Origin of the sequence: Pseudoxanthomonas wuyuanensis (assembly GCF_900215535.1) — a bacterium.
Taxonomy (GTDB): domain Bacteria; phylum Pseudomonadota; class Gammaproteobacteria; order Xanthomonadales; family Xanthomonadaceae; genus Pseudoxanthomonas_A; species Pseudoxanthomonas_A wuyuanensis.
On the sequence record NZ_OCND01000008.1, the window covers coordinates 78,358 to 97,929 of the forward strand.

General features: G+C 66.1%; 19 protein-coding genes and 2 tRNA genes. 13 read left to right on the top strand and 8 right to left on the bottom strand.

The window, feature by feature from the left end; genetic code table 11:
- Positions 1 to 17: 17 nt before the first annotated feature.
- From CRO39_RS15510 to CRO39_RS15520, 3 genes are all read right to left on the bottom strand, one after another.
- Positions 18 to 779 (bottom strand): DUF2884 family protein, encoded by a 762-nt coding sequence (locus tag CRO39_RS15510; protein WP_097122867.1) that lies wholly within the window; start codon positions 777 to 779, stop codon positions 18 to 20.
- Positions 780 to 994: 215 nt separating this feature from the next.
- A complete protein-coding gene (locus tag CRO39_RS15515) occupies positions 995 to 1,507 on the bottom strand; it encodes a DNA-deoxyinosine glycosylase (RefSeq protein WP_097122868.1) in 513 nt (170 codons plus the stop codon).
- Between the two features lie 4 nt (positions 1,508 to 1,511).
- Positions 1,512 to 1,967, bottom strand: coding sequence for a DMT family transporter (locus tag CRO39_RS15520; RefSeq protein ID WP_162125733.1), 456 nt, complete (start codon positions 1,965 to 1,967; stop codon positions 1,512 to 1,514).
- A 442-nt stretch (positions 1,968 to 2,409) separates the two neighbouring features.
- Between CRO39_RS15520 and otsB the strand changes: the two genes are divergently transcribed.
- The 6 genes from otsB to CRO39_RS15550 all read left to right on the top strand — a co-directional run bounded on the left by otsB (position 2,410) and on the right by CRO39_RS15550 (position 10,345).
- Complete coding sequence (gene otsB, locus CRO39_RS15525; protein ID WP_097122870.1) at positions 2,410 to 3,195, top strand: trehalose-phosphatase; 786 nt, start codon at positions 2,410 to 2,412, stop codon at positions 3,193 to 3,195.
- Positions 3,195 to 4,976: a glycoside hydrolase family 15 protein gene (locus tag CRO39_RS15530; protein WP_097122871.1), complete on the top strand. Its 1,782-nt coding sequence runs from the start codon at positions 3,195 to 3,197 to the stop codon at positions 4,974 to 4,976. The genes otsB and CRO39_RS15530 overlap by 1 nt, the downstream gene beginning before the upstream one ends.
- Positions 4,973 to 6,337 (top strand): alpha,alpha-trehalose-phosphate synthase (UDP-forming), encoded by a 1,365-nt coding sequence (gene otsA / locus CRO39_RS15535; RefSeq protein ID WP_097122872.1) that lies wholly within the window; start codon positions 4,973 to 4,975, stop codon positions 6,335 to 6,337. Before CRO39_RS15530 ends, otsA begins: the two co-directional genes overlap by 4 nt.
- Before the next feature lie 179 nt (positions 6,338 to 6,516).
- Positions 6,517 to 8,904, top strand: a complete 2,388-nt coding sequence (locus CRO39_RS15540; protein ID WP_097122873.1) for a TonB-dependent receptor — start codon at positions 6,517 to 6,519, stop codon at positions 8,902 to 8,904.
- A 343-nt stretch (positions 8,905 to 9,247) separates the two neighbouring features.
- Entirely contained in the window at positions 9,248 to 9,880 is a 633-nt protein-coding gene (locus tag CRO39_RS15545; protein ID WP_097122874.1) for an OmpW/AlkL family protein, read from the top strand.
- 174 nt (positions 9,881 to 10,054) lie between these two features.
- Positions 10,055 to 10,345 (top strand): hypothetical protein, encoded by a 291-nt coding sequence (locus tag CRO39_RS15550; RefSeq protein ID WP_097122875.1) that lies wholly within the window; start codon positions 10,055 to 10,057, stop codon positions 10,343 to 10,345.
- Between the two features lie 18 nt (positions 10,346 to 10,363).
- On the opposite strand, the gene CRO39_RS15555 is transcribed toward CRO39_RS15550, so the two are convergent.
- A complete protein-coding gene (locus CRO39_RS15555; RefSeq protein WP_097123000.1) occupies positions 10,364 to 10,903 on the bottom strand; it encodes a CcdC protein domain-containing protein in 540 nt (179 codons plus the stop codon).
- 45 nt (positions 10,904 to 10,948) lie between these two features.
- Positions 10,949 to 11,830, bottom strand: coding sequence for a DMT family transporter (locus tag CRO39_RS15560; RefSeq protein WP_425479714.1), 882 nt, complete (start codon positions 11,828 to 11,830; stop codon positions 10,949 to 10,951).
- 79 nt (positions 11,831 to 11,909) lie between these two features.
- Between CRO39_RS15560 and CRO39_RS15565 the strand changes: the two genes are divergently transcribed.
- Positions 11,910 to 12,392 carry a YajQ family cyclic di-GMP-binding protein gene (locus tag CRO39_RS15565; protein WP_097122876.1) on the top strand — a complete coding sequence of 161 codons (483 nt, stop codon included), beginning with the start codon at positions 11,910 to 11,912 and terminating at the stop codon, positions 12,390 to 12,392.
- A gap of 11 nt (positions 12,393 to 12,403) precedes the next feature.
- Positions 12,404 to 12,967, top strand: a complete 564-nt coding sequence (locus CRO39_RS15570; protein ID WP_425479716.1) for a DUF1415 domain-containing protein — start codon at positions 12,404 to 12,406, stop codon at positions 12,965 to 12,967.
- A 137-nt stretch (positions 12,968 to 13,104) separates the two neighbouring features.
- On the opposite strand, the gene CRO39_RS15575 is transcribed toward CRO39_RS15570, so the two are convergent.
- The 3 genes from CRO39_RS15575 to CRO39_RS15585 form a co-directional block, all read right to left on the bottom strand.
- On the bottom strand, positions 13,105 to 13,590 hold the full coding sequence (locus CRO39_RS15575) for an REP-associated tyrosine transposase (protein WP_244904265.1): 486 nt from the start codon (positions 13,588 to 13,590) through the stop codon (positions 13,105 to 13,107).
- Between the two features lie 137 nt (positions 13,591 to 13,727).
- Entirely contained in the window at positions 13,728 to 14,432 is a 705-nt protein-coding gene (locus CRO39_RS15580; protein WP_097122878.1) for a pseudouridine synthase, read from the bottom strand.
- Entirely contained in the window at positions 14,429 to 15,508 is a 1,080-nt protein-coding gene (locus tag CRO39_RS15585) for a class I SAM-dependent methyltransferase (protein WP_097122879.1), read from the bottom strand. Before CRO39_RS15585 ends, CRO39_RS15580 begins: the two co-directional genes overlap by 4 nt.
- A gap of 204 nt (positions 15,509 to 15,712) precedes the next feature.
- On the opposite strand from CRO39_RS15585, the gene CRO39_RS21310 reads away from it, so the two are divergent.
- From CRO39_RS21310 to CRO39_RS15605, 5 genes are all read left to right on the top strand, one after another.
- The gene (locus tag CRO39_RS21310) at positions 15,713 to 15,838 is read left to right on the top strand and encodes a hypothetical protein (protein WP_274382256.1); all 126 of its coding nucleotides are present in this window, start codon (positions 15,713 to 15,715) and stop codon (positions 15,836 to 15,838) included.
- Between the two features lie 619 nt (positions 15,839 to 16,457).
- Positions 16,458 to 16,526, top strand: a tRNA-OTHER gene (locus CRO39_RS15590).
- Positions 16,527 to 16,599: transfer RNA gene (locus CRO39_RS15595), tRNA-Arg, on the top strand.
- Positions 16,600 to 17,046: 447 nt separating this feature from the next.
- Entirely contained in the window at positions 17,047 to 18,171 is a 1,125-nt protein-coding gene (locus tag CRO39_RS15600; protein WP_097122880.1) for a slipin family protein, read from the top strand.
- 73 nt (positions 18,172 to 18,244) lie between these two features.
- Positions 18,245 to 19,465, top strand: coding sequence for an RtcB family protein (locus tag CRO39_RS15605; RefSeq protein WP_097122881.1), 1,221 nt, complete (start codon positions 18,245 to 18,247; stop codon positions 19,463 to 19,465).
- Positions 19,466 to 19,572: the final 107 nt, after the last annotated feature.

Genomic DNA, 19,572 nt, shown 5'->3' on the forward strand with positions numbered 1-19,572 from the left:
CGTTTTGGTCCGGCGCCCTAGTCCTGCGCGTCTTGGTCGTCCGGCTTGTTCTCCAGCAGGTTCAGCGCGCCGCCGTTGGGCAGACGATACGCCAGCGCATTGTCCAGGCGATCAAGCCCCGACAACGCTTCGCACAGGCGCTCGGCGCGCTTTTCCAGCGCCTTGGCGCGCGGTTCGACCCGCGCCTCGATTTCCTTGTCCAGGTTTTCCATCTTCTTGAGCCGCTCGGCGTCGCCGCTGAAAGCGGCACTGATCGCGCCGCCGACGATGTCGCCGATCAGCAGCGGCACGACTTCGGCCACCGCCTCACCGATGCCGTCGCCCAGATCCTTGCTGCTGAAACGATTGGCGCGAATCGAGCTGGCCAGCCGCGCATCCACCGTCTTGCGGGCCTTGTCCAGCGAAGCGCGGGTGCGGTCCGGGTGGCTGCTGAACCCTGCCGCGACTTCGCCCAGTGCCGTGAAAGCGATGTCGGCGGCATCGCGGCCGATTTCCTGCGCCAGCGGCATGGCCGCGCGCGCGCCGCGCTCGAACTCGGCGATACGCCGCTGGTCGGCGGCGTCCAGTTGCACCCAGCGGTCGTCGACGAACAGCCTGCCCTGTCGCAGCACCACCCACTTCGGCTGGCCGCCGTCGCGGGTGAAGATGACGCTCTTGTCGTTGATGGTGAGATCGTAGTCGCTTTCGATGTCGCAGCTGATATTGCGCGCCTGCGCGGTCGCCGCCAGCAGCAGCGGAACGGCGGCAACGGCGGCGCGGCGGAAAAGGCGATGGCGCATGACCCGGCTCCCGGTACAAGGACGGACGCCAGCATGCCATCTTCCCGCTGCCGACGTGCCGTGCCGAAGGAGGGCATGACTTCCGTCCCAGGATCGGTTGCTTGGGTAGACCATCGAGCCGGCTCCGACCGGCAGATGGTGCGGGAGCGGCCGACCCGCCGCTCCCGCCGAAAAAGCCACTGGTTGCGGACCGGTTCGCCGACACCCGCAAGCAATCAATAGTCGGCAAGCACCCGCCAGTGTTGCCACAGCCGCTCCAGGCTGAAGCCGGCATTGGCCGGACTGGTGGATGGCAGCGCAAACACGTCGATGCCTGCCAGCGCGTCCGCCGGCAACTGCGGTTGCAGGTGCCTGGCGAATGCCTGTGCGGCCTTGCCGCCGTTCAGTGCGATGGCGCGCAGCCGCGGCAATGCCGGCAGGCGTGCGCCGATCGGATTGATCACTTCGCTGCCGCGGACGATGGCCGAGTCCAGGCTGCCGGCGCGCCGGCACTGGCCAATCACGTCCCACAGTCCGAACCCGGCCGCCTGCAGCGCCGCCAACCGTTGCGGATAGGCCAGCGCCGGATCGAAGCGGCAGATCTGCGCCAGCAACGGCCAGAACCGGTTGCGCGGATGCGCGTAGTACTGCTGCACCGACAACGATGCGTCGCCGGGCATCGAGCCCAGGACAAGGACGCGGCAATCGGCCGCGATATGCGGCGGCAATCCCAACAGCAAGTTGCTCATCGCATCAACCGGCCGCCGCCTGCCATGGCCGGACCACCAGCAGCGCACCGGCCGCCACCAGCACCGTCCCGATCACCCGCATCGCGTCCACCGGTTGCCGTGCGTGCAGCACGCCGTAGTGATCCAGCAGCAGCGAACCCAGCAGCTGGCCGAACACGATCAGGCAGATCAGCGAAGCGGCGCCGGTGCGGGGAATCAGCAACGTCGCCGCGGCCACATAGACCGCGCCGATGGCGCCGCCGGTCCATGCCCACCACGGCACTTTCGCCAACGCTTCGAACTGGAAACCCGGCCGCGACAACAGCCACCACGCCAGCAGCACCAGCGTGCCGATCGAAAACGACGCCAGTGCGGCGAACACCGCGCCGAAGGTCTGCTTACCCAGCGATGCGTTGATCAGCGCCTGCAACGGCAGCAACGCGCCGATGAAGACCGCCAGGCCGAAGCTTGCCAGTTTCATGTCTGTGCCCTTGTGCGAACCAGTCCGCACAATACCCAATGGCAGCCGCGGCCGCGAATGCATCCGATGCTCTCTGTGCGGTGCGCGCCCAAGGGGCTGTTTCCATTTCCCGAGTAGGCCGCGTTGGGTCTGGTAAGCCGTCAGTGGGCGTTGCGCGGCGCAGCGCCTGACTGGCCGTCAGAGCCTGCCCCTGCGAAGGCAGGGGTCAAGCCGCGCGGCGGCCGCTGGCGGCTTACCAGACCCAACCCGAAGGGCCGGATTTGCGCGCGCCCGGGACGGTGTCATCGCTCGGGCGTGGACCAACGTCCACTTCCTCGCTCTTCCTTGCCCCGAACGCGCGCAAATCCGGCGCGACCTGCTCGGGAAACGGCAACAGCCCCTAGCATGACGGATGTGATGATGTCTGCACGAACCGTCCGGCCGATTGGGGCACAATACCGCGATGGCAGCCGGAACCCCCCTGTACCGTCCGCCGCCCCCACTGCTGGACGATGCCTGCGCATTGTTCCTCGACGTGGACGGCACTCTGCTCGAATTCGCGTCCCAGCCGGACCGCGTCCGCCTGCCGCCGCAGGCGCTTGCGGTCATCGAGACGCTGAGCGATCGCCTGCAAGGCGCGTTGGCGCTGGTCAGCGGCCGTCCGCTGCACGAGCTGGACCGGTTGTTCTGGCCGTTGCAGCTGCCCGCAGCCGGCCTGCACGGCCATCAGTTCCGCGGTAGCGAAACTTCTCCCGGCAGTACGGTCCCCGAAGCCCTGTCGCATTTCAAACGCGAGGCGTTGGCGCTGGCGCGGCGCCACCAGGGTGTGATGGTCGAGGACAAGGGCAGCCACCTGGCCCTGCACTGGCGCGGCGCGCCGCATGCCGCCGAACAGGTGCGCGCGCTAGCCGCTGCCCGCATCGGCGACATCGCCGGTTATCGCCTGCAACCCGGCGACCATGTCGTCGAACTGGTCCCGGCCGACGTCGACAAGGGAGGCGCGGTGCGGACACTGATGCGGGAACGGCCGTTTCTCGGCCGCACGCCGGTGTTCGTGGGCGACGACCTCACCGACGAGTACGGATTCGCCGCGGTCAATGCCAACGGCGGGTGGAGCGTGCTGGTCGGCCGGCGCGACGACAGCCACGCCAACTACGGCCTGGCCGACCCCGGCGCCGTTCACGCATGGCTACGCGCGAATGCGGAAAATCCGGCGTCGGCCTTCAGTCCCCCAACGGAGCAGACCTGATGATCGAATCCAGCCTTGACCTCGGCGTCATCGGCAACGGCAGCTTCGGCGCCCTGGTCGATACCTGCGGAAAAGTGGTCTGGAGCTGCCTGCCCGCGTTCGATGGCGACCCGGCATTCTGCAGCCTGCTGTCGCCGCGCGATCACGACGGCGGCGATTTCGCCATCGAACTGGAAGACTTCGCCGGAAGCGAACAGAACTATCTCAACAACACCGCCATCCTACGCACCGTGTTGCGCGACCGCCACGGCGGTGCGGTGGAAATCATCGATTTCGCCCCGCGCTGGCGCCAGCACGACCGTTTCTACCGCCCGGTCATGCTGATCCGGCAGGTGAGCCCGCTGGCCGGCAGCCCGCGCATCCGCGTACGCGCGCGTCCGCTGGCCGACTGGGGCGCACGACTGCCGGAAACCACCTGGGGCAGCAACCATATCCGCTGGCTGCTGCCGGACTTCACCCTGCGCCTGACCAGCGATGTGCCGGTGCGCTTCATTCGCGACGAATCCCCGTTCGTACTGACCCATCCGGTGCACCTGGTGCTGGGCGCGGACGAATCGCTGACCCGCGGCGTGGCCGGCTTCGTGCGCGAGGCGCAGGAACGCACCGCCGCCTACTGGCGCGAATGGGTACGCTACCTGTCGGTGCCGCTGGACTGGCAGGAAGCGGTCATCCGCAGCGCGATAACGCTCAAGCTGTGCCAGTACGAGGACAGTGGGGCGATCATCGCGGCAATGACCACCTCGATTCCGGAAGCGCCGAATACGCCGCGCAACTGGGACTACCGCTATTGCTGGCTGCGCGATGCCGCGTTCGTGGTACGGGCCTTGAACCGGCTGGGGGCGACCCGCAGCATGGAAGAGTTCCTGCGCTACATCTTCAACATCGCCACCAGCGACGGTTCGCTGCAGCCGCTGTACGGCATCGATTTTTCCGAACAGCTGCATGAGCACGAAGTCCAAAGCCTGGCCGGCTACCGCGGCATGGGGCCGGTGCGGCGCGGCAACCTGGCCTGGGTGCAGAAGCAGCACGACGTCTATGGCAGCGTGGTGCTGGCCTCGACCCAGCTGTTCTTCGATCAGCGCCTGGCCGATCCGGGCGATGCCAATGCCTTCCACCGGCTGGAACCGTTGGGTGAGCACGCCTACGCGCTGCACGATCAGCCCGACTCCGGGCTGTGGGAATTCCGCGGCCGCGCCGAGGTGCATACCTATACCAGCGTGATGTGCTGGGCCGCCTGCGACCGCCTGGCCAAGATCGCCGCGCGGCTGCAACTGGGCGATCGCGCCGCGCACTGGCGCCAGCGCGCCGACCGCATCCGCGAACGGGTCATCGCCGAGTCCTGGAGCGAGAAGCACGGCCATTTCACCGACACTTTCGCCGGCGAGCGGCTGGATGCGTCGCTGCTGCTGCTGGCCGACCTGGGTTTTATCGCACCGGAAGACCCGCGCTTCATCGCCACCGTCGAAGCCATCGGCCGCGTGCTCAAGCGCGGCGACGCGCTGTTCCGCTATATCGCCCCGGACGATTTCGGCGCGCCGGAAACCAGCTTCACGCTGTGCACGTTCTGGTATATCGACGCGCTGGCGGCGATAGGCCGCAAGGACGAGGCGCGCGAGTTGTTCGAGCGCATCCTCAAGCGCCGCAATCACCTGGGCCTGCTGTCGGAAGATCTGGATTTCGACGATGGCGAAGCCTGGGGCAATTTTCCGCAGACCTATTCGCATGTGGGTTTGATCATCGCCGCGATGCGGCTGTCGCGCTCCTGGCAGGAGGCCTCATGAGCCGATTGGTGGTGGTATCGAACCGGGTCGCAGTACCAGGCGAGAACCGCGCCGGCGGGCTGGCCGTAGGCCTGCTGGCGGCCTTGCGCGAACGCGGCGGGCTGTGGTTCGGCTGGAGCGGAAAGATCGCCAGGAACGGCGGCACCCTGCACGAGCAGACCGACGGCGACATCCGCTTCGTCACCATGGACCTGAGCCGCAGCGACCATGACGACTATTACAACGGATTCGCCAACCGCACGCTGTGGCCGCTGCTGCATTTCCGCCTGGATCTGGTCGACTACGATCGCGGCAAACGCGAAGGCTATCGCCGGGTCAATGCGCTGTTTGCCGAGAAGCTGGCGCCGCTGCTGCGCGACAGCGACACGGTCTGGATCCACGACTACCATCTGATTCCGCTTGCGGCAATGCTGCGCGAGCGCGGCATCGGCTGCCGGATCGGCTTTTTCCTGCATGTGCCGATGCCATCGGCCGACCTGGTGGTGGCCATGCCCGAGCACGCGCGGCTGTTCTCGTCGCTGTACGCCTACGACCTGGTCGGCTTTCAGACCCGGCGCGATTGCGATCGGTTCGCCTCGTACGTGCGTCTGTTCGGCGGCGGACGCATCGTCGGCGACGATCTGCTGGAGGCCCCGGACGGGCACCGTGTTCGCACCGGGGCGTTTCCCATCAGCATCGACACGCAGCTGATCGCCAGCCAGGCCAAGGCGGCGACCGGCAAGGCGGCGGTGCGCGCTCTGCGCAAGAGCCTGGAGCCGCGGCAGCTGGCCATTGGCGTGGACCGGCTGGACTACTCGAAAGGCATACCGGAACGCTTTCTTGGCTTTGAGCGCTATCTGCAACGCTATCCGGAACAGAAGGGCAACCTGACCTACCTGCAGATTGCGCCGATTTCGCGCGGCGAGGTGGCCGAATATCAGACCTTGCGCAACCAGTTGGAACAGATGGCCGGCCACATCAACGGCAACCACGCCGCGCCGGACTGGACGCCGTTGCGCTACGTCAACCGCAACTTCGCCCACGCCACGCTGACCGGTTTCTACCGCATGGCGCGCATCGGTCTGGTCACGCCGCTGCGCGACGGCATGAACCTGGTCGCCAAGGAGTTCGTGGCAGCGCAGGACCCGGACGACCCCGGCGTGCTGGTGCTGTCGATCCTCGCCGGCGCCGCCGATGAGATGAAGGAGGCGCTGATCGTCAATCCGCACGACCTGGACGGCGTGGCCGATGCCATCGCCACGGCCTCGACCATGCCCAGGGACGAACGCATGGAGCGTTGGCGGACGATGATGGAACATCTGCAGAAGAACGACATCGGCGCATGGCGGCAGCGCTACCTGGCGGCGCTGGAGTCGGATTGAGCGCGGCCCTCAGTCGGCGCATGTTTCCGGTCCCGCGCCGGCAATACCCCGCAATACCCCGCAGCGCGTATCGCCCGATTCTGTCTTCAGGATTCAGTTTCACCGCACAGCCGCACGCGGCCGCAGAAGCCGCCGTAGAAAGCCGCAGCAAACGGTCAAACCAGAGTGGAGGGAACACCATGCAACCGACGAAACCGATCCGCTATGCCCTGTCGATGGCCATCGCCTTGGCGCTGGCGCCCGCCCATGCCCAGGACACGGCACCCGCAGCCGCGCCGGCAAGCCAGGACCAGGCGACCACGCTGGATGCCATCGTGGTCAGCGGCACCGCCCAGTTCAAGGGCGTGCGCAAGCGCGATGCCAGCTTCTCGATCACCACTGCCACCCCGGAGCAGATCCAGGAAGCGGTGCCGCAGAGCACCGCCGACCTGTTGAAGATCGTGCCCGGCATCTGGGCCGAATCCACCGGCGGCGGCACCGGCGCCAACATCTTCGTGCGCGGCATGCCGTCCGAAGGCGATGCCCCGTTCGTCACCGTGCAACTGGATGGCTCGCCGCTGTTTCCGCCGCCAACGCTGTCGTTCCTCGAGAATTCCACGCTGTTCCGCACCGACGACACGGTGGAGCGGCTGGAAGTGCTGCGCGGCGGCTCCAGCCCGATCTTCTCCAACGGCCAGGCCGGCGCCACGGTCAACTTCATCCAGAAGCGCGGCCAGGACGAGGCCGAGGGCAGCGTGCGCCTGACCGTCGGTTCCGACAGCCTGCGCCGGGTGGACATCTTCAACAGCGGCCCGATGGGCAATGGCTGGTACTACAGCGTCGGCGGCTTCTACCGCATCACCGACGGCGTACGCGACCCCGGCTTCTACGCCGACAACGGCGGCCAGTTCAGCGCCACCCTGACCAAGCGCTGGGACAGCGGCGAATTCAACCTGTATGCGCGCCACACCGACGACAACAACGCCTTCTATACCGCCATCCCGCTGCTTTCCAGCAACAATGGCAACGACCTGTCCGATTTCCCCGGCCTGGACGCGCAGACCGGCACACTGATGGGGCCGGACTTCCGCCACGTCACCCTGCCGGTCGGACCCGATGGCCAAACCATCACCCGCGACCTGGCCGATGGCCGCGGCGTCAACATCGACGTGTTCGGCGGCTCGCTGGACTGGAACGTCGGCGACTGGACCATCAGCGACCGCTTCAACGTGCTCAGCGGTTCTGCGCCCACCAATGCGCTGTTCACCGGCGCTCTGCCGCAGACGCTGGACGCCTACATCGCCGGCTTCGGCAGCACCGGTACCGCCACCTTCAGCAACGGCGGCGGCGCGGTCGCCCCCGGCCAGCAGGTGCTGACCGCCGGCTGGTGGGTGGTGGACAAGGAACTGAATTCGTTCACCAACGATCTGCGCTTCAGCCGCGAACTGTTCGCAGGCAATACGCTGACCTTCGGCGCCTACTACGCCAGGTACTCCTCGCGCGATACCTGGTACCTGGGCAACAACATGCTGCTGACCGCCGAGAACAACGCCCGGCGCATCGATCTGGTCCTGGACGACGGTCGCGTGGTCAGCAGCAACGGTTTTGTCGGCACCTCGTTCTTCTCGCTGCGGGCCAACTACGACGGTCAGAACACCGCGCTATTCGTCGCCGACGAGTGGCAGCTCAACGAGCGCCTGCGGCTGGACCTGGGCGCACGCTACGAGCGGCAGGAGATCGACGGCACCGTGTACGACGTGGCCAGCATCGATCTGGATGGCGACCCCAACACGCTGTACGACAACGAGACCTCGATCTCGCTGGATACTTCGCGCCGCATCGATCAGAACGACAGCAAGCTCTCGTGGACGGCGGGCCTCAATTTCGCCCTCAACGACAACAACAGCCTGTTCGCGCGGATCAATTCCGGCTACAAGTTCCCGGCGTTCGACAACCTGCGCGACGGCCAGGATGCGGTGCAGGAAGTGGATCAGTACGAACTTGGCCTGAAGTCCGGCAGCGCGCTCTACGACCTGTATTTGACCGCGTTCTACAACGACTTCAAGAACTCGCCGTTCCAGGCGTTCCTCGACGACGGCACCAACTTCACCACCGTGGGCGATTCGCGCGCCTACGGGCTGGAAGTGGAAGGCGCCATCCGTCCGTTCGGCGGTTTCGAACTGGCGATGACCGGTGTCTGGCTGGACGCCAAGTACAAGAACTACGAGAACTTCACCGGCAACCAGGTGATGCGCCAGCCGAAGCGGCAGTACCGGGTCACTCCCAGCTACTACTGGGCCTTGCCGTTCGGCGATCTGAAACTGTTCGCCACCTACTCGTATATCGGCGATCGTTACGCCGACCTGGCCAACACCCAGGTTCTGCCGGCGTACGACACGCTCGATGCCGGCGCCAACCTGCATGTCGGCGACAACTGGGAGTTCACCCTCAGCGGCAGCAACGTCACCGACGAACTGGGCCTGACCGAAGGCAACGTGCGCGTGCCCGGCGCAGCCACCGGCGGCGTGTTCATGGGGCGCCCCATCGCCGGCCGCCAGTACCAGTTCTCCGCCGCCTACCGGTGGTAAGCAGCAACGCGCCGGACCGCATGCGCTGTCCGGCGTTTTCCTGCCACGCATAGTCCCGAGTCGCCGCGGCCATGCCGCGGCCTTCAGCGGCGCCCGGATGCGCGGCGACGGAAGCTCCGCCCATTCACCTTGCAGTTTGCCGCCCGCGGCAAGCCGGGCGCAGACCTTTGCCGTTCGTGTCCGTTGCCGCCACATCAGTGAAAGAAGGATGAACCCGGCGACTGATCATGCCGAGGGTTGGGATCCGTTCACTTCACCCGGGGGGCGGGGTTCATGCGCCGATGGTTACGGTGCGCTCGCCCTCTCCGGGCTTCGAACTAAAAACACAATCAGGAGCTCCCCCATGACTTCTCTTCGTTCCCTCGGCATTGCCCTGGTTTCCGTCCTGGCCGTTTCGCCAGCCGCCTTCGCGCAGGACAGCGATGGCGACAGAGCCGCCGGCAAGCGCTTTGCCGTCGTCGGCAGCGCCACCATCCTGCAACCGAATTCGGACCCGCTGCCCGGTTCGCGACTGGACATCGATGGCGACGTGGCGCCGACCATCAGCGCCAGCTGGTACGCCACCGACAACATCGCCATCGAGCTGTGGGGCGCCGCCGACAAGTTCAACCATCGCGTCAAGGGCGATGGCGGCAAGATCGGCACCGTCGATCAGCAGCCGATCGCGCTGAGCGGCCAGTACCACTTCGGCGCGCCGGACAAGGTGATGCGTCCGTTCGTTGGCCTGGGCTATTACGAGTCCAACTTCAGCAACGAGCGCATCGGCGGCGACGGCCCGCATGTGGGCCTGGAAACGGCCAAGGGCGCCATCGCCACCGCCGGCGTGGATTTCAACATCAACAGCCGCTGGTTCGCCCGGGCCGATGCCCGCTACATGAAGGGCGACGCCAAGCTCCGCGAAGCCGGCGTCGGAACCGGCGAGGAACTGACGATGGACCCGTGGACGGTCGGCGTGGGCATCGGCGCCCGCTTCTGATCCGCAGCCCGGGCTGCCGGCCCGGGATCTATTAATCGACGGGCGGCGGAGTAGATCCGCCGCCCGTTGCCGTATGCGGCGCCGCGCGCCACTGGCGCTTGCCGTCCGCTGGACGATAACCTGGTCTTCGCGCCTGGGCGGCTAGGCTGGAGTCCCTTTCACGAGGAGATCGCCATGCCTACCGTGCGCCTGCGGGTCACCGCCAACGAAGACGACAACCGCGCCCTGATGAATGCGCTGCTGGCCATCGAAGGCATCGAGCATGTCGAGGAGGTTGCGGATCTGATGCCGCATCTGGACGACGACGACTCCAGTTCGGCCGGCCTGCCCGACGACGCTTCGCCCGGCTACCACCAACTCGAAATCGAAGCGCCCAACGACGAGGGCGTGCGCCGCGTGCACGATCTGGTCGAACGCGCGGCAGATCAGCTATCGCTGGTGATCGAGATCGTCGAGGAGTTCTAGGCGCTACCGTCAATCGGGTTATCGCCAGTGCCGCGCCCAGCGCGCCAGCCGCCGTTTCAGTCCCCACTGATAGGCCAGGTAGTAGCCCAACAACAGTCCGGCCACACCGACCAGGCTGCCATGGCCATCCAGGCCGGCGATGGCCGTGTCGGCACCTTGCCAATGCCAGTACAACTGCAGAAAACCCAGCACGATGCGGCCGGCCACCACCGCGGTCAGCGCCAGTACCAGCCACGGGTCGGGTTGGTAGTACAGGCCATGCGGGGTGATTTCGAACCGGCTGATCCACAGCCCGATCAGCCCCAGCACGCTGCCCAGCGCAAGCCCGCCGGCAGCATGCAGCAGGCTGCCGGGCCACCAGTAGCCGCCGATGGCGCTGACGGCAACGAAAATCGCCACCGACAGCGCCAGCACCCATGCATTGACCGAGACCAGCCACGGCCGCGCCAGCCGGCGCGCCTTGCCATAGCGGTAGCGTTGCCACAGCGACAAGGGCAACAGCACCACCCACAGCGCAAGCAGGATCAGCAACAACAGCGGAATCAGCAGCAGCGGCATGCCGCCATCATGCCGCAAAGCCGGTGACTGGCTCGTTTCGGCAACTCACGGATGCTCCGCCTCGACGTGGACCTTTTCGCGCCGCAGCAGATAGAACCCGCTGGCAACGATGATGCCCGCGCCGATCCAGGTCACCCCGTCTGGCAACACGCCCCATAGCGCCACATCCAGCATCACGCCCCAAAGCAGCGCGGTGTATTCCAGCGGCGCAATCAACGATGCCTCGCCACGCCGGAACGCTTCGGTCAGCGCGACCTGCGCCAGCGATCCCGCCACCCCGACCCCGGCAATGACCCAGATGTCGCTGCCGGCCAGCGGCTTCCAACCCGGCAACGCCAGCAGGCAGGCGCCCAGCGACAACAGGACCATGAACCAGAACACCAGCGCCTGGGTACTGTCGCGCTGGGCCAGCATCCGCACGGTGATGGCGCCGACGGCATAGCAGATCGCGGCGATCAGGACCGCCAGGCCACCGGCGGTCATCATGCCTTCGCCGGTCGGGCGCAGAATCACCAGCACGCCCGCCAGGCCAATGACGATCGCGACCCAGCGTCCGCCGCCGATCTTTTCCTTCAGCAACGGTCCGGCCATCGCGGTCACCAGTAACGGCGAGACGAAGAAGATGGCATAGGCGGTGGACAGCGGCATCGTGCGCAGCCCGTAGACGAACCCGACCATCATCGCCACACCCAATGCCCCGCGCAGCAGGTGCAACGGCCAATGCACGCGCAAAAGGCTGCGCAGCGGAACCGTCGCCAGCACCCAGGCCGACACCAGCGGCAACGACGACAGCCCGCGCAGGGCCGCCAACTGCAACGACGGATAGCGCGGCGAAAGCAGCTTCAGGCCCGCATCCATCAATGCGAACATCAGTACCGCCAGCAGCATCAGGATGGAGGCGTAGACATGGGGGTGGCGGCGGTTCATGCGCCATTATCGCAATCTGGCCGGTGCAAACCAGCGCAGCGCGGTAAAATCGCCGCCAGTCATCCCCCGGATCCGAGCCATGCCCTCTTTCGATGTCGTTTCAGAAGTCGACCGCCATGAACTGACCAACGCGGTCGACCAGGCCAACCGTGAGCTGTCCACCCGCTTCGACTTCAAGGGCGTGGACGCCAAGTTCGTGTTGGACGAGAACATCATCAGCCAGTCCGCGCCCAGCGACTTCCAGCTCAAGCAGATGTCCGACATCCTGCGGGCGCGCCTGATCGCCCGCGGTATCGACGTGCGCTGCCTGGAAGAAGGCGAGGTGGAAACCAATCTGGCCGGCGCGCGGCAGAAGATCACCGTCAAGCAGGGGCTGGAGCAGAAGATTGCCAAGAAGATCGCCGCCGCGCTGAAGGAGGCCAAGCTGAAAGTGGACAGCCAGATCAACGGCGACAAGTTGCGGGTGAACGGCAAGAAGCGCGACGACTTGCAGGAGGCCATCGCCCTGCTGAAGAAGGGCGACTTCGAGCTGCCGCTGCAATTCGACAACTTCCGCGATTGAACGTGGCCCCATTGCCGCCCGCGCCCGTGACTGCCGGTACCGACATCGATCCCATCGCCGCCACCCGCCGCTGGCTGGAGCGGGCGGTGATCGGCCTGAACCTGTGCCCGTTCGCCAAGGCGGTGTACGTGAAGCAGCAGGTGCGCTTTGTGCTGAGCGATGCCACCACGCCCGAGGCGCTGTTGGAGGAACTGGCCGAAGAGCTGGTGCTGCTGCGCGATGCCGACCCGGATCTGGTGGATACCACGCTGCTGGTGCATCCTGACGTGCTGACCGATTTCCTGGACTACAACGATTTTCTCGACAACGCCGACGCCGCCATCGAGGCGCTGGATCTGCAGGGCGTACTCCAGGTGGCCAGCTTCCATCCCGATTACCGGTTCGCCGGCACCGCGCCGGACGATATCGGCAACTACAGCAACCGCTCGCCCTACCCCACCCTGCACCTGCTGCGCGAAGCCAGCATCGACCGCGCGGTGGAGGCCTACCCCGACCCGGACGCGATCATCGAACGCAATCTGCAGACGCTGGACAAGTTGGGCCATAGCGGCTGGCGCGAGTTGTTCGCCGATTGAGCGCCGCAGACTTTCCTGTGGGAGCGACATAAGTCGCGACGCTTTACCACTGCACCCAGTCGCCGCGGCCGAGTTGTCTATCGCGACTCAGCCGTACCGGCATGCCGGTACGATTCCCATACTCGATCACCGACTGCCTACAACCAGATCGAATCCCAGTAAGGGTAGTCGCCGATACTGGCTGCCAGCCCCGCCCTGAGCGGGTTTGCCACGATGTATCTGGCCGCAGGCCGTACTACCGCTTCGGTACGGATGGCACGATCATGAAACCCCTTTTCCCACACCGCCTGGATGGCTGGATGTTCCGCCCTGATACGGCGCGCGCTGGTGCTCTTCAGCTTTTGCACGACGATCGAAAGGCTGTCCATGGCACCCAGTTCAATCAGGCCGTGCCAATGGTCGGGCATGAGTACCCAGGCCAGCAATCGCGACCTGTACCAGAGGCGGCGATCGGTCAGAGCCTGCGCGGCTTGTCGCGCGATATCATGCTCTTCAAACAGCCTGATACGGGCTGCGGTGATGAATGTCACCAGGTAGATCTGGCCAGCGACGGAAACCCGGCCTTTCCTTGGCGCGGCGTAGCCCTGCATGCAGGCATCTCGATTACGGACGATGCAGCGCATTTTCGGTGGGGACCCGATCAGCTTCTATCGGGTATCGACCCGTTTCATTGTCAGGATGTTCTGAAACCGTCGCGACTGACGTCGCTCCCACACGTCCGTCAATCCTGTGGGAGCGACGTCAGTCGCGACCGTAACAATCAGCCGGCAGCGAACAAATTGCGAAGATCCGCCTCATCCAGCTCCCGCCACCGCCCCGCCGGCAGGTCCCCCAGCTCCAGGCCGCCGATGCGGCTGCGGTGCAGCGCCTCCACATGGTTGCCGACGGCGGCGAACATGCGCCGCACCTGGTGGTAGCGGCCTTCGGTCAGGGTCAGCCGGGCGTGGCGCGCGTCGATGGCTTCAAGGCCCGCCGGCGCCAGCGGGGTCTGCTCGGACTCCAGCATCAGCGTACCGCTGGCGAACAGCGCGGCCTCGTCGCCGCGCAGGTCCTGCGCCAGGGTCGCTTCGTAGACCTTGGCCAGTTTGGATTTGGGCGAAACGATCCGGTGCAGCAACGCGCCGTCGTCGGTCATCAGCAGCATGCCGCTGGTATTGCGATCCAGCCGGCCCACCGGCGACAGCAGCGGCGAGCGCAGGCGGAAGCGCGGCGGCAGCAGGTCGTAGATGATGCGGCCGGGGTCCTTGGTCGAGCAGGTATAGCCGACCGGCTTGTGCAGCAGAATCAGCAGGCCCGGCGGCGGGTCCAGCGGCTCGCCATCGACGCGGATGTTGTCGTGATCGACCGGATCGTCGGCGTACAGCACTTCGCCCTGGGCATCGGTCACCCGGCCCTCGCGGAACATCGACGCCACCTGCTTGCGGCTGCCATAGCCCAGGTTGGCGATGTGCTTGACGATCTTCACCGCGCCGGCCTCCGGTTGACCGCCGGATTGGCCTTGAGCGCCTCGATCGCCTTGAAACCGTCGCGCTCGGCCAGGACGCGCACCTGCCCGAAACCGGCGTTGAGGGTTTCCTCATAGGGAAGATGGCGATTGGCCACCAGCCATAGGCGGCCACCGGGCTTGAGCGATTCGGCGGCTACCGCGATGAACCGGCGGCCGATATCGGGGCGGTCGGCGCGGCTCTGGGTATGGAACGGCGGATTGCTGACGATGAAATCGTAGCGTTGCGGCAATCCGCTGGTGACGTCGTGCCAGCGGTAGTCCACCTGCGCCAGCGTGGCATGGCCGGAAACATTCTGCCTTGCCAGTTGCAGCGCGCGCGCTTCGGCTTCGTACAGGTCCAGCGCCTGCACCTTCGGGCAGCGCGCCAGCACTTCAGCCGACAGATAGCCGTAACCGGCACCGAGATCGGCGCCATGGCCGGCGATATCGGCAGGCAGGTGCTCAGCCAGCAGCGCCGAAGCCGGGTCGATGCGATCCCAGGCGAATACCCCCGGCCGGCTGATAAAGCGCCCGCCCAGGATCGGACGCGGCGCGTCCAGCGCCAACCACCTGTCCAGCAGCGCCGCATCGTGGCTGCCGTCGAGCGGACGCGTCCAGAACACACGGCAATGGTTCTTGCTGAGGCAACCTCCCAGGCCGGCAAGCTGCTTCAGATCGCTTTCGCCCGACTTGGCGCCTTCGTTGTTGCCGATGCTGGCGACGACGATGCCGCCAGGAGCGGCCAGCGCAACTGCGCGCGCCAACAATGCACGCGCTTCGTCGCGCTGCCGGGGCGGCAATACCAGTACCAGCGGATAGCGCGTTGCGGTGGCCGGACTCGCTTCCGGCACTACCTGCAGGCCGGAGCGCTGGAGTTCATCGGCAAACGGTTTGAAGCTCTGCTCGCAAACCAGTTGCGAAAGCGGAAACTGCCGCAACGCCGCGCCGTCGCGCGCGCGCAGGAACAGCACCGGTCCGTCGGGCCAGCAAAGAGCGCCGTTGGTAAACGGCAGCAACAGCGAATCCAGTGCGGGGTCGGAATGGGAAGAGGCCAAGGCGCATCACAGGGTTAAAAGCTGGCGACGATTCTACCCGCGGCATCGCATACGCAGCTCACCGCGCGCTTGGCGACGCAATCCGACCGCTGGTCGGGATCGCGATACCGTTGTTAAAAAATAGTTGCGCAAACAAAACAACCCGCGTATCGTGCGCGGCCTTCGCCCCTGCGGGCGGTTTTTTTCCAGTATCGAAATCAATCCATGAAACCGAACTTCGTCACCGCGATCCTGTTTGCCCTGTGGCCACGCCACGGCGCGGATGCGCGTGCGCGGCAGTCCTGCCTGCGCGGCGAACGCAACCGGTACCTGGACACCTGCTACGGCTGAACTCCCTGGGAGATCGGCCACCCCGATCTCCCGAGGCAACGCGAACGCCCTCGGGTCGCAAGTCCCGGGGGCGTTTTTTTTTGGCGTTCGCAAGGGATGCGCATGCATCGAAAGAGTTCAGCCAGTCCAATCAACGGAATCCAGTTTCCGCCCTGAGAGCCTGGTCGCGATTCTGGTGAAGTCGCGCCGGGAACTGCCGGCATGCAGGACAAGGAAGAGCGAGGGAGCGTATGCCGATACGCGACTGAGCGATGACGCCGGCCTGCGTGGCGGCAGACCCGGCCCGCAGGGTGGTCGCAAAGCGACCACGCGATTGCGCCAGAGTCGCAGGCTCTCCCGCCTCCGGTGTGCCTGAGCGCCTGCCGAAGCAGAGGCGCAGCGGCAACGGGCGCAATGCGCCGCGTTGTGATGCTTCGACGCGAGCGGCGCGAATGGATTGGCGAAGAGATAGGGCGCGTTGCGCCTACATGCATTGCCGGTTGGCGACAGCCGGCAATACGGAGCATCGATCGAACACGTTTCAGCGGTGCGGGTTCCCGCTTTCGCGGAGCGGGCCCGTCCGGTGCGCGCGGCGCTGCCGTGGCGTATGCCGAGACGTGGGAGAAGGTGTTTCGCGAGCGGACGAAAGCTCAGCGGTCGAGCAGCGGCGAAAGCCGTTGGCGCCGGTTCGAATCCGGTTCGTCCACCACTGGATAGCTCAGTTGGGTAGAGCAGCAGATTTCTAATCTGTCGGTCGCGGGTTCGACTCCCGCTCCAAACCATGACCTGTCACGTCATGACACAGGGACGAAAGTCCCAACCAGGAAACGCCCCATGCGGCGTTCCGTATCCGCGCAACGGAATGTGCGGCACGGAGCAAGGCAGCGGCGGTGCGGCCGCAGCCGCGTCCCGGATGCGGGCGGAACGGTATCGAAGTCGTCGCGGTGGAGTATCGCCGCATCGACGGGCATGCCGGACTCCCCGCGGACGGCGCGCGATAGCCGCCGCATCGGCGTCAAGGGGCGTTTCCGCCTTTTCGACCCCTCCCCTTGCGAAGGCAGGGGGAGGTTGGGAAGGGGTGCCGTCGAATCAGGCATGCGCCTGCGACCACGCAACCCCTCCCCCAACCCTTCCCTGCCTTCGCAGGGGAGGGAGCTACGCGGCAACCGATCCGCCGCGGGCAGCTTCAGCCAACGGATCGGACCACCAGAGCCAACAAGGAGATAACCATGTTCTGGACCAAGAGGGTCGTGATCGGCGACGGCGAGCGCGGCCTGGTATTTCGCAACCGTCGCTTCGAGCGCGTGCTCGCGCCGGGCGTCCACAAGCTGTTCGATCCGCTGAACCGGATCGCCGTGGTTGTGCACGCCATCGCCAGGCCCGAATACGCCGGCAACGACGCCGACGTCTTGATTGCGCTGATAGGCGCCGACCTGTCCGCGCACTTCACGCTGGCCGATACCGGCATGCAGCAGGTCGGCCTGGTGTCGAAGAACGGCAAGCTTGAGGACGTGCTGGCGCCGGGTACCCGCAAGCTGTACTGGCGGGGCGTGGTGCAGGTGGACGTGCGGATGGTGTCGCTGGCCGACTCGCTGGAAGTCGAGGTGGCCGTGGTCAAGCGCCTGCGTCAGCTCGGTTCGCTGGCCAAGGTCGCCGTGGCGGTGGACGTGCCGATGGAATCGGCCGGCCTGCTGTTCATCGACGGCAAGCTGGTGCGCACGCTGGGCGCGGGTGCGTACGCTTTCTGGAATTTCCAGAAGAACGTATTCGCCGAAGTGATCGACCTGCGCGTGCAGTCGCTGGAAGTCTCCGGCCAGGAATTGCTGACCAGGGACAAGGTGTCGCTGCGCGTCAACCTGGCCGCCAGCATGCGCGTGACCGACCCGGTCGCCGCGCGTACCCAGGTGGCCAAGTACGGCGATCACCTGTACCGCGAGCTGCAGTACGGCCTGCGCAAGGCGGTTTCCGCCAAGACGCTGGACGAACTGCTGGGCGACAAGGCATCGCTGGACGCCGACATCTTCGCCTACGTGCGTGGCCAGCTGGCCGGCCTGGGTGTGGAGGTGCTGGGCGTGGGCGTGAAGGACGTGATCCTGCCGGGCGAGATGAAGGACATCCTCAACGGCGTGGTGCAGGCGGAGAAGACGGCCCAGGCCAACGTGATCCGCCGCCGCGAGGAAGCCAACGCCACGCGTTCGCTGCTCAACACCGCCAGGTTGATCGAGGAAAGCCCGGTACTGATGCGCCTGAAGGAACTGGAAGCGCTGGAGAAGATCACCGAGAGGATCGACAAGCTGACCGTGTTCGGCGGCCTGGATGGCGTGCTGAAGCAGTTGGTGAGTTTGAAGCAATAGCACCTGCCCCTTCCCCGCTCACCCCGCGTGAACGGGAGAGGGGGCAGTTTTGACAGCAACGGAAGAAAACATCATGAACGCACAGAATTTCGAACTGCTGCACGCCGAAGGCAGCGCCACGCCGATCAAGGGCTGGGTGCGCGGCGTGCCGCTGGAAGCGCAGGCGCACGAGCAATTGCGCAATATCGCTTCCATTCCCTTCGTCGGGCCGTGGGTGGCGGTGATGCCGGACGTGCACCTGGGCAAGGGCGCCACCGTGGGTTCGGTGATTCCGACCCGCGGTGCGATCATTCCGGCCGCGGTTGGCGTGGACATAGGTTGCGGCATGGCTGCGGTGCGCACCACGCTGCGCGCCAGCGACCTGCCCGACAACCTGGCGCAGTTGCGCAACAGCATCGAGCGCAGCGTGCCGGTCGGCAACGGCCGTGGCGGCGAACACCGCAAGCTGCCGGACAGCATCCAGACCCGTATCGCCGAATCCGGACTGGTGCCGCGGCTGGAGGCGATCAAGGCCAGGCACCGCCGCATCCGCACCGACAAGCTGGACTGCCAGATCGGCACGCTGGGCGGCGGCAACCACTTCATCGAGATCTGTCTGGACGAGACCGATGCGGTGTGGGTGATGCTGCACAGCGGATCGCGCGGCACCGGCAATCTGATCGGCACTTACTTCATCGAGCGGGCGCGCGAGCAACTGGCGCACCGTGTGCTGGGTTTCCACCTGCCGGACAAGGACCTGGCCTTCTTCATGGAAGGCGAGCCGCTGTTCGAGGACTATGTGGAAGCGGTTTCGTGGGCGCAGGACTACGCCCGCGCCAACCGCGAGGCGATGATGGCGCGGGTGCTGGCGGAGATGCGCCACCGCTTGCCGAAGTTCCAGTTGGAGAAGCTGGCGGTCAACTGCCACCACAACTACGTGCAGAAGGAAACGCACGGCGGCGAGGAACTGCTGGTCACCCGCAAGGGCGCGGTCAGCGCGCGCGCAGGCGAGCTGGGCATCATCCCGGGCAGCATGGGCACGCGCAGCTATATCGTGCGCGGCAAGGGCAATGCGGACAGCTTCCACAGCTGCAGCCACGGCGCCGGCCGCGTGATGAGCCGTACCGCCGCGCGCCAGCAGATCACCTTGCAGCAGCACCGCGAAGCCACCGCGCATGTGGAGTGCCGCAAGGACGCGGCGGTCATCGACGAATCGCCGGCCGCCTACAAGCCGATCGATGCGGTGATGGCTGCGCAGAGCGATCTGGTGGAAGTGGTGCACACGCTGCGCCAGGTGGTCTGCATCAAGGGGTGAGACAAGGCACGCTTTGCCCGGCACCGCCGCGCAGCCTTGGCGAACGCCCGGCCATGGATGGCCGGGCCGGGCTTTCCGACGCCGCCGACGTTGCGCCAGGGACGGCA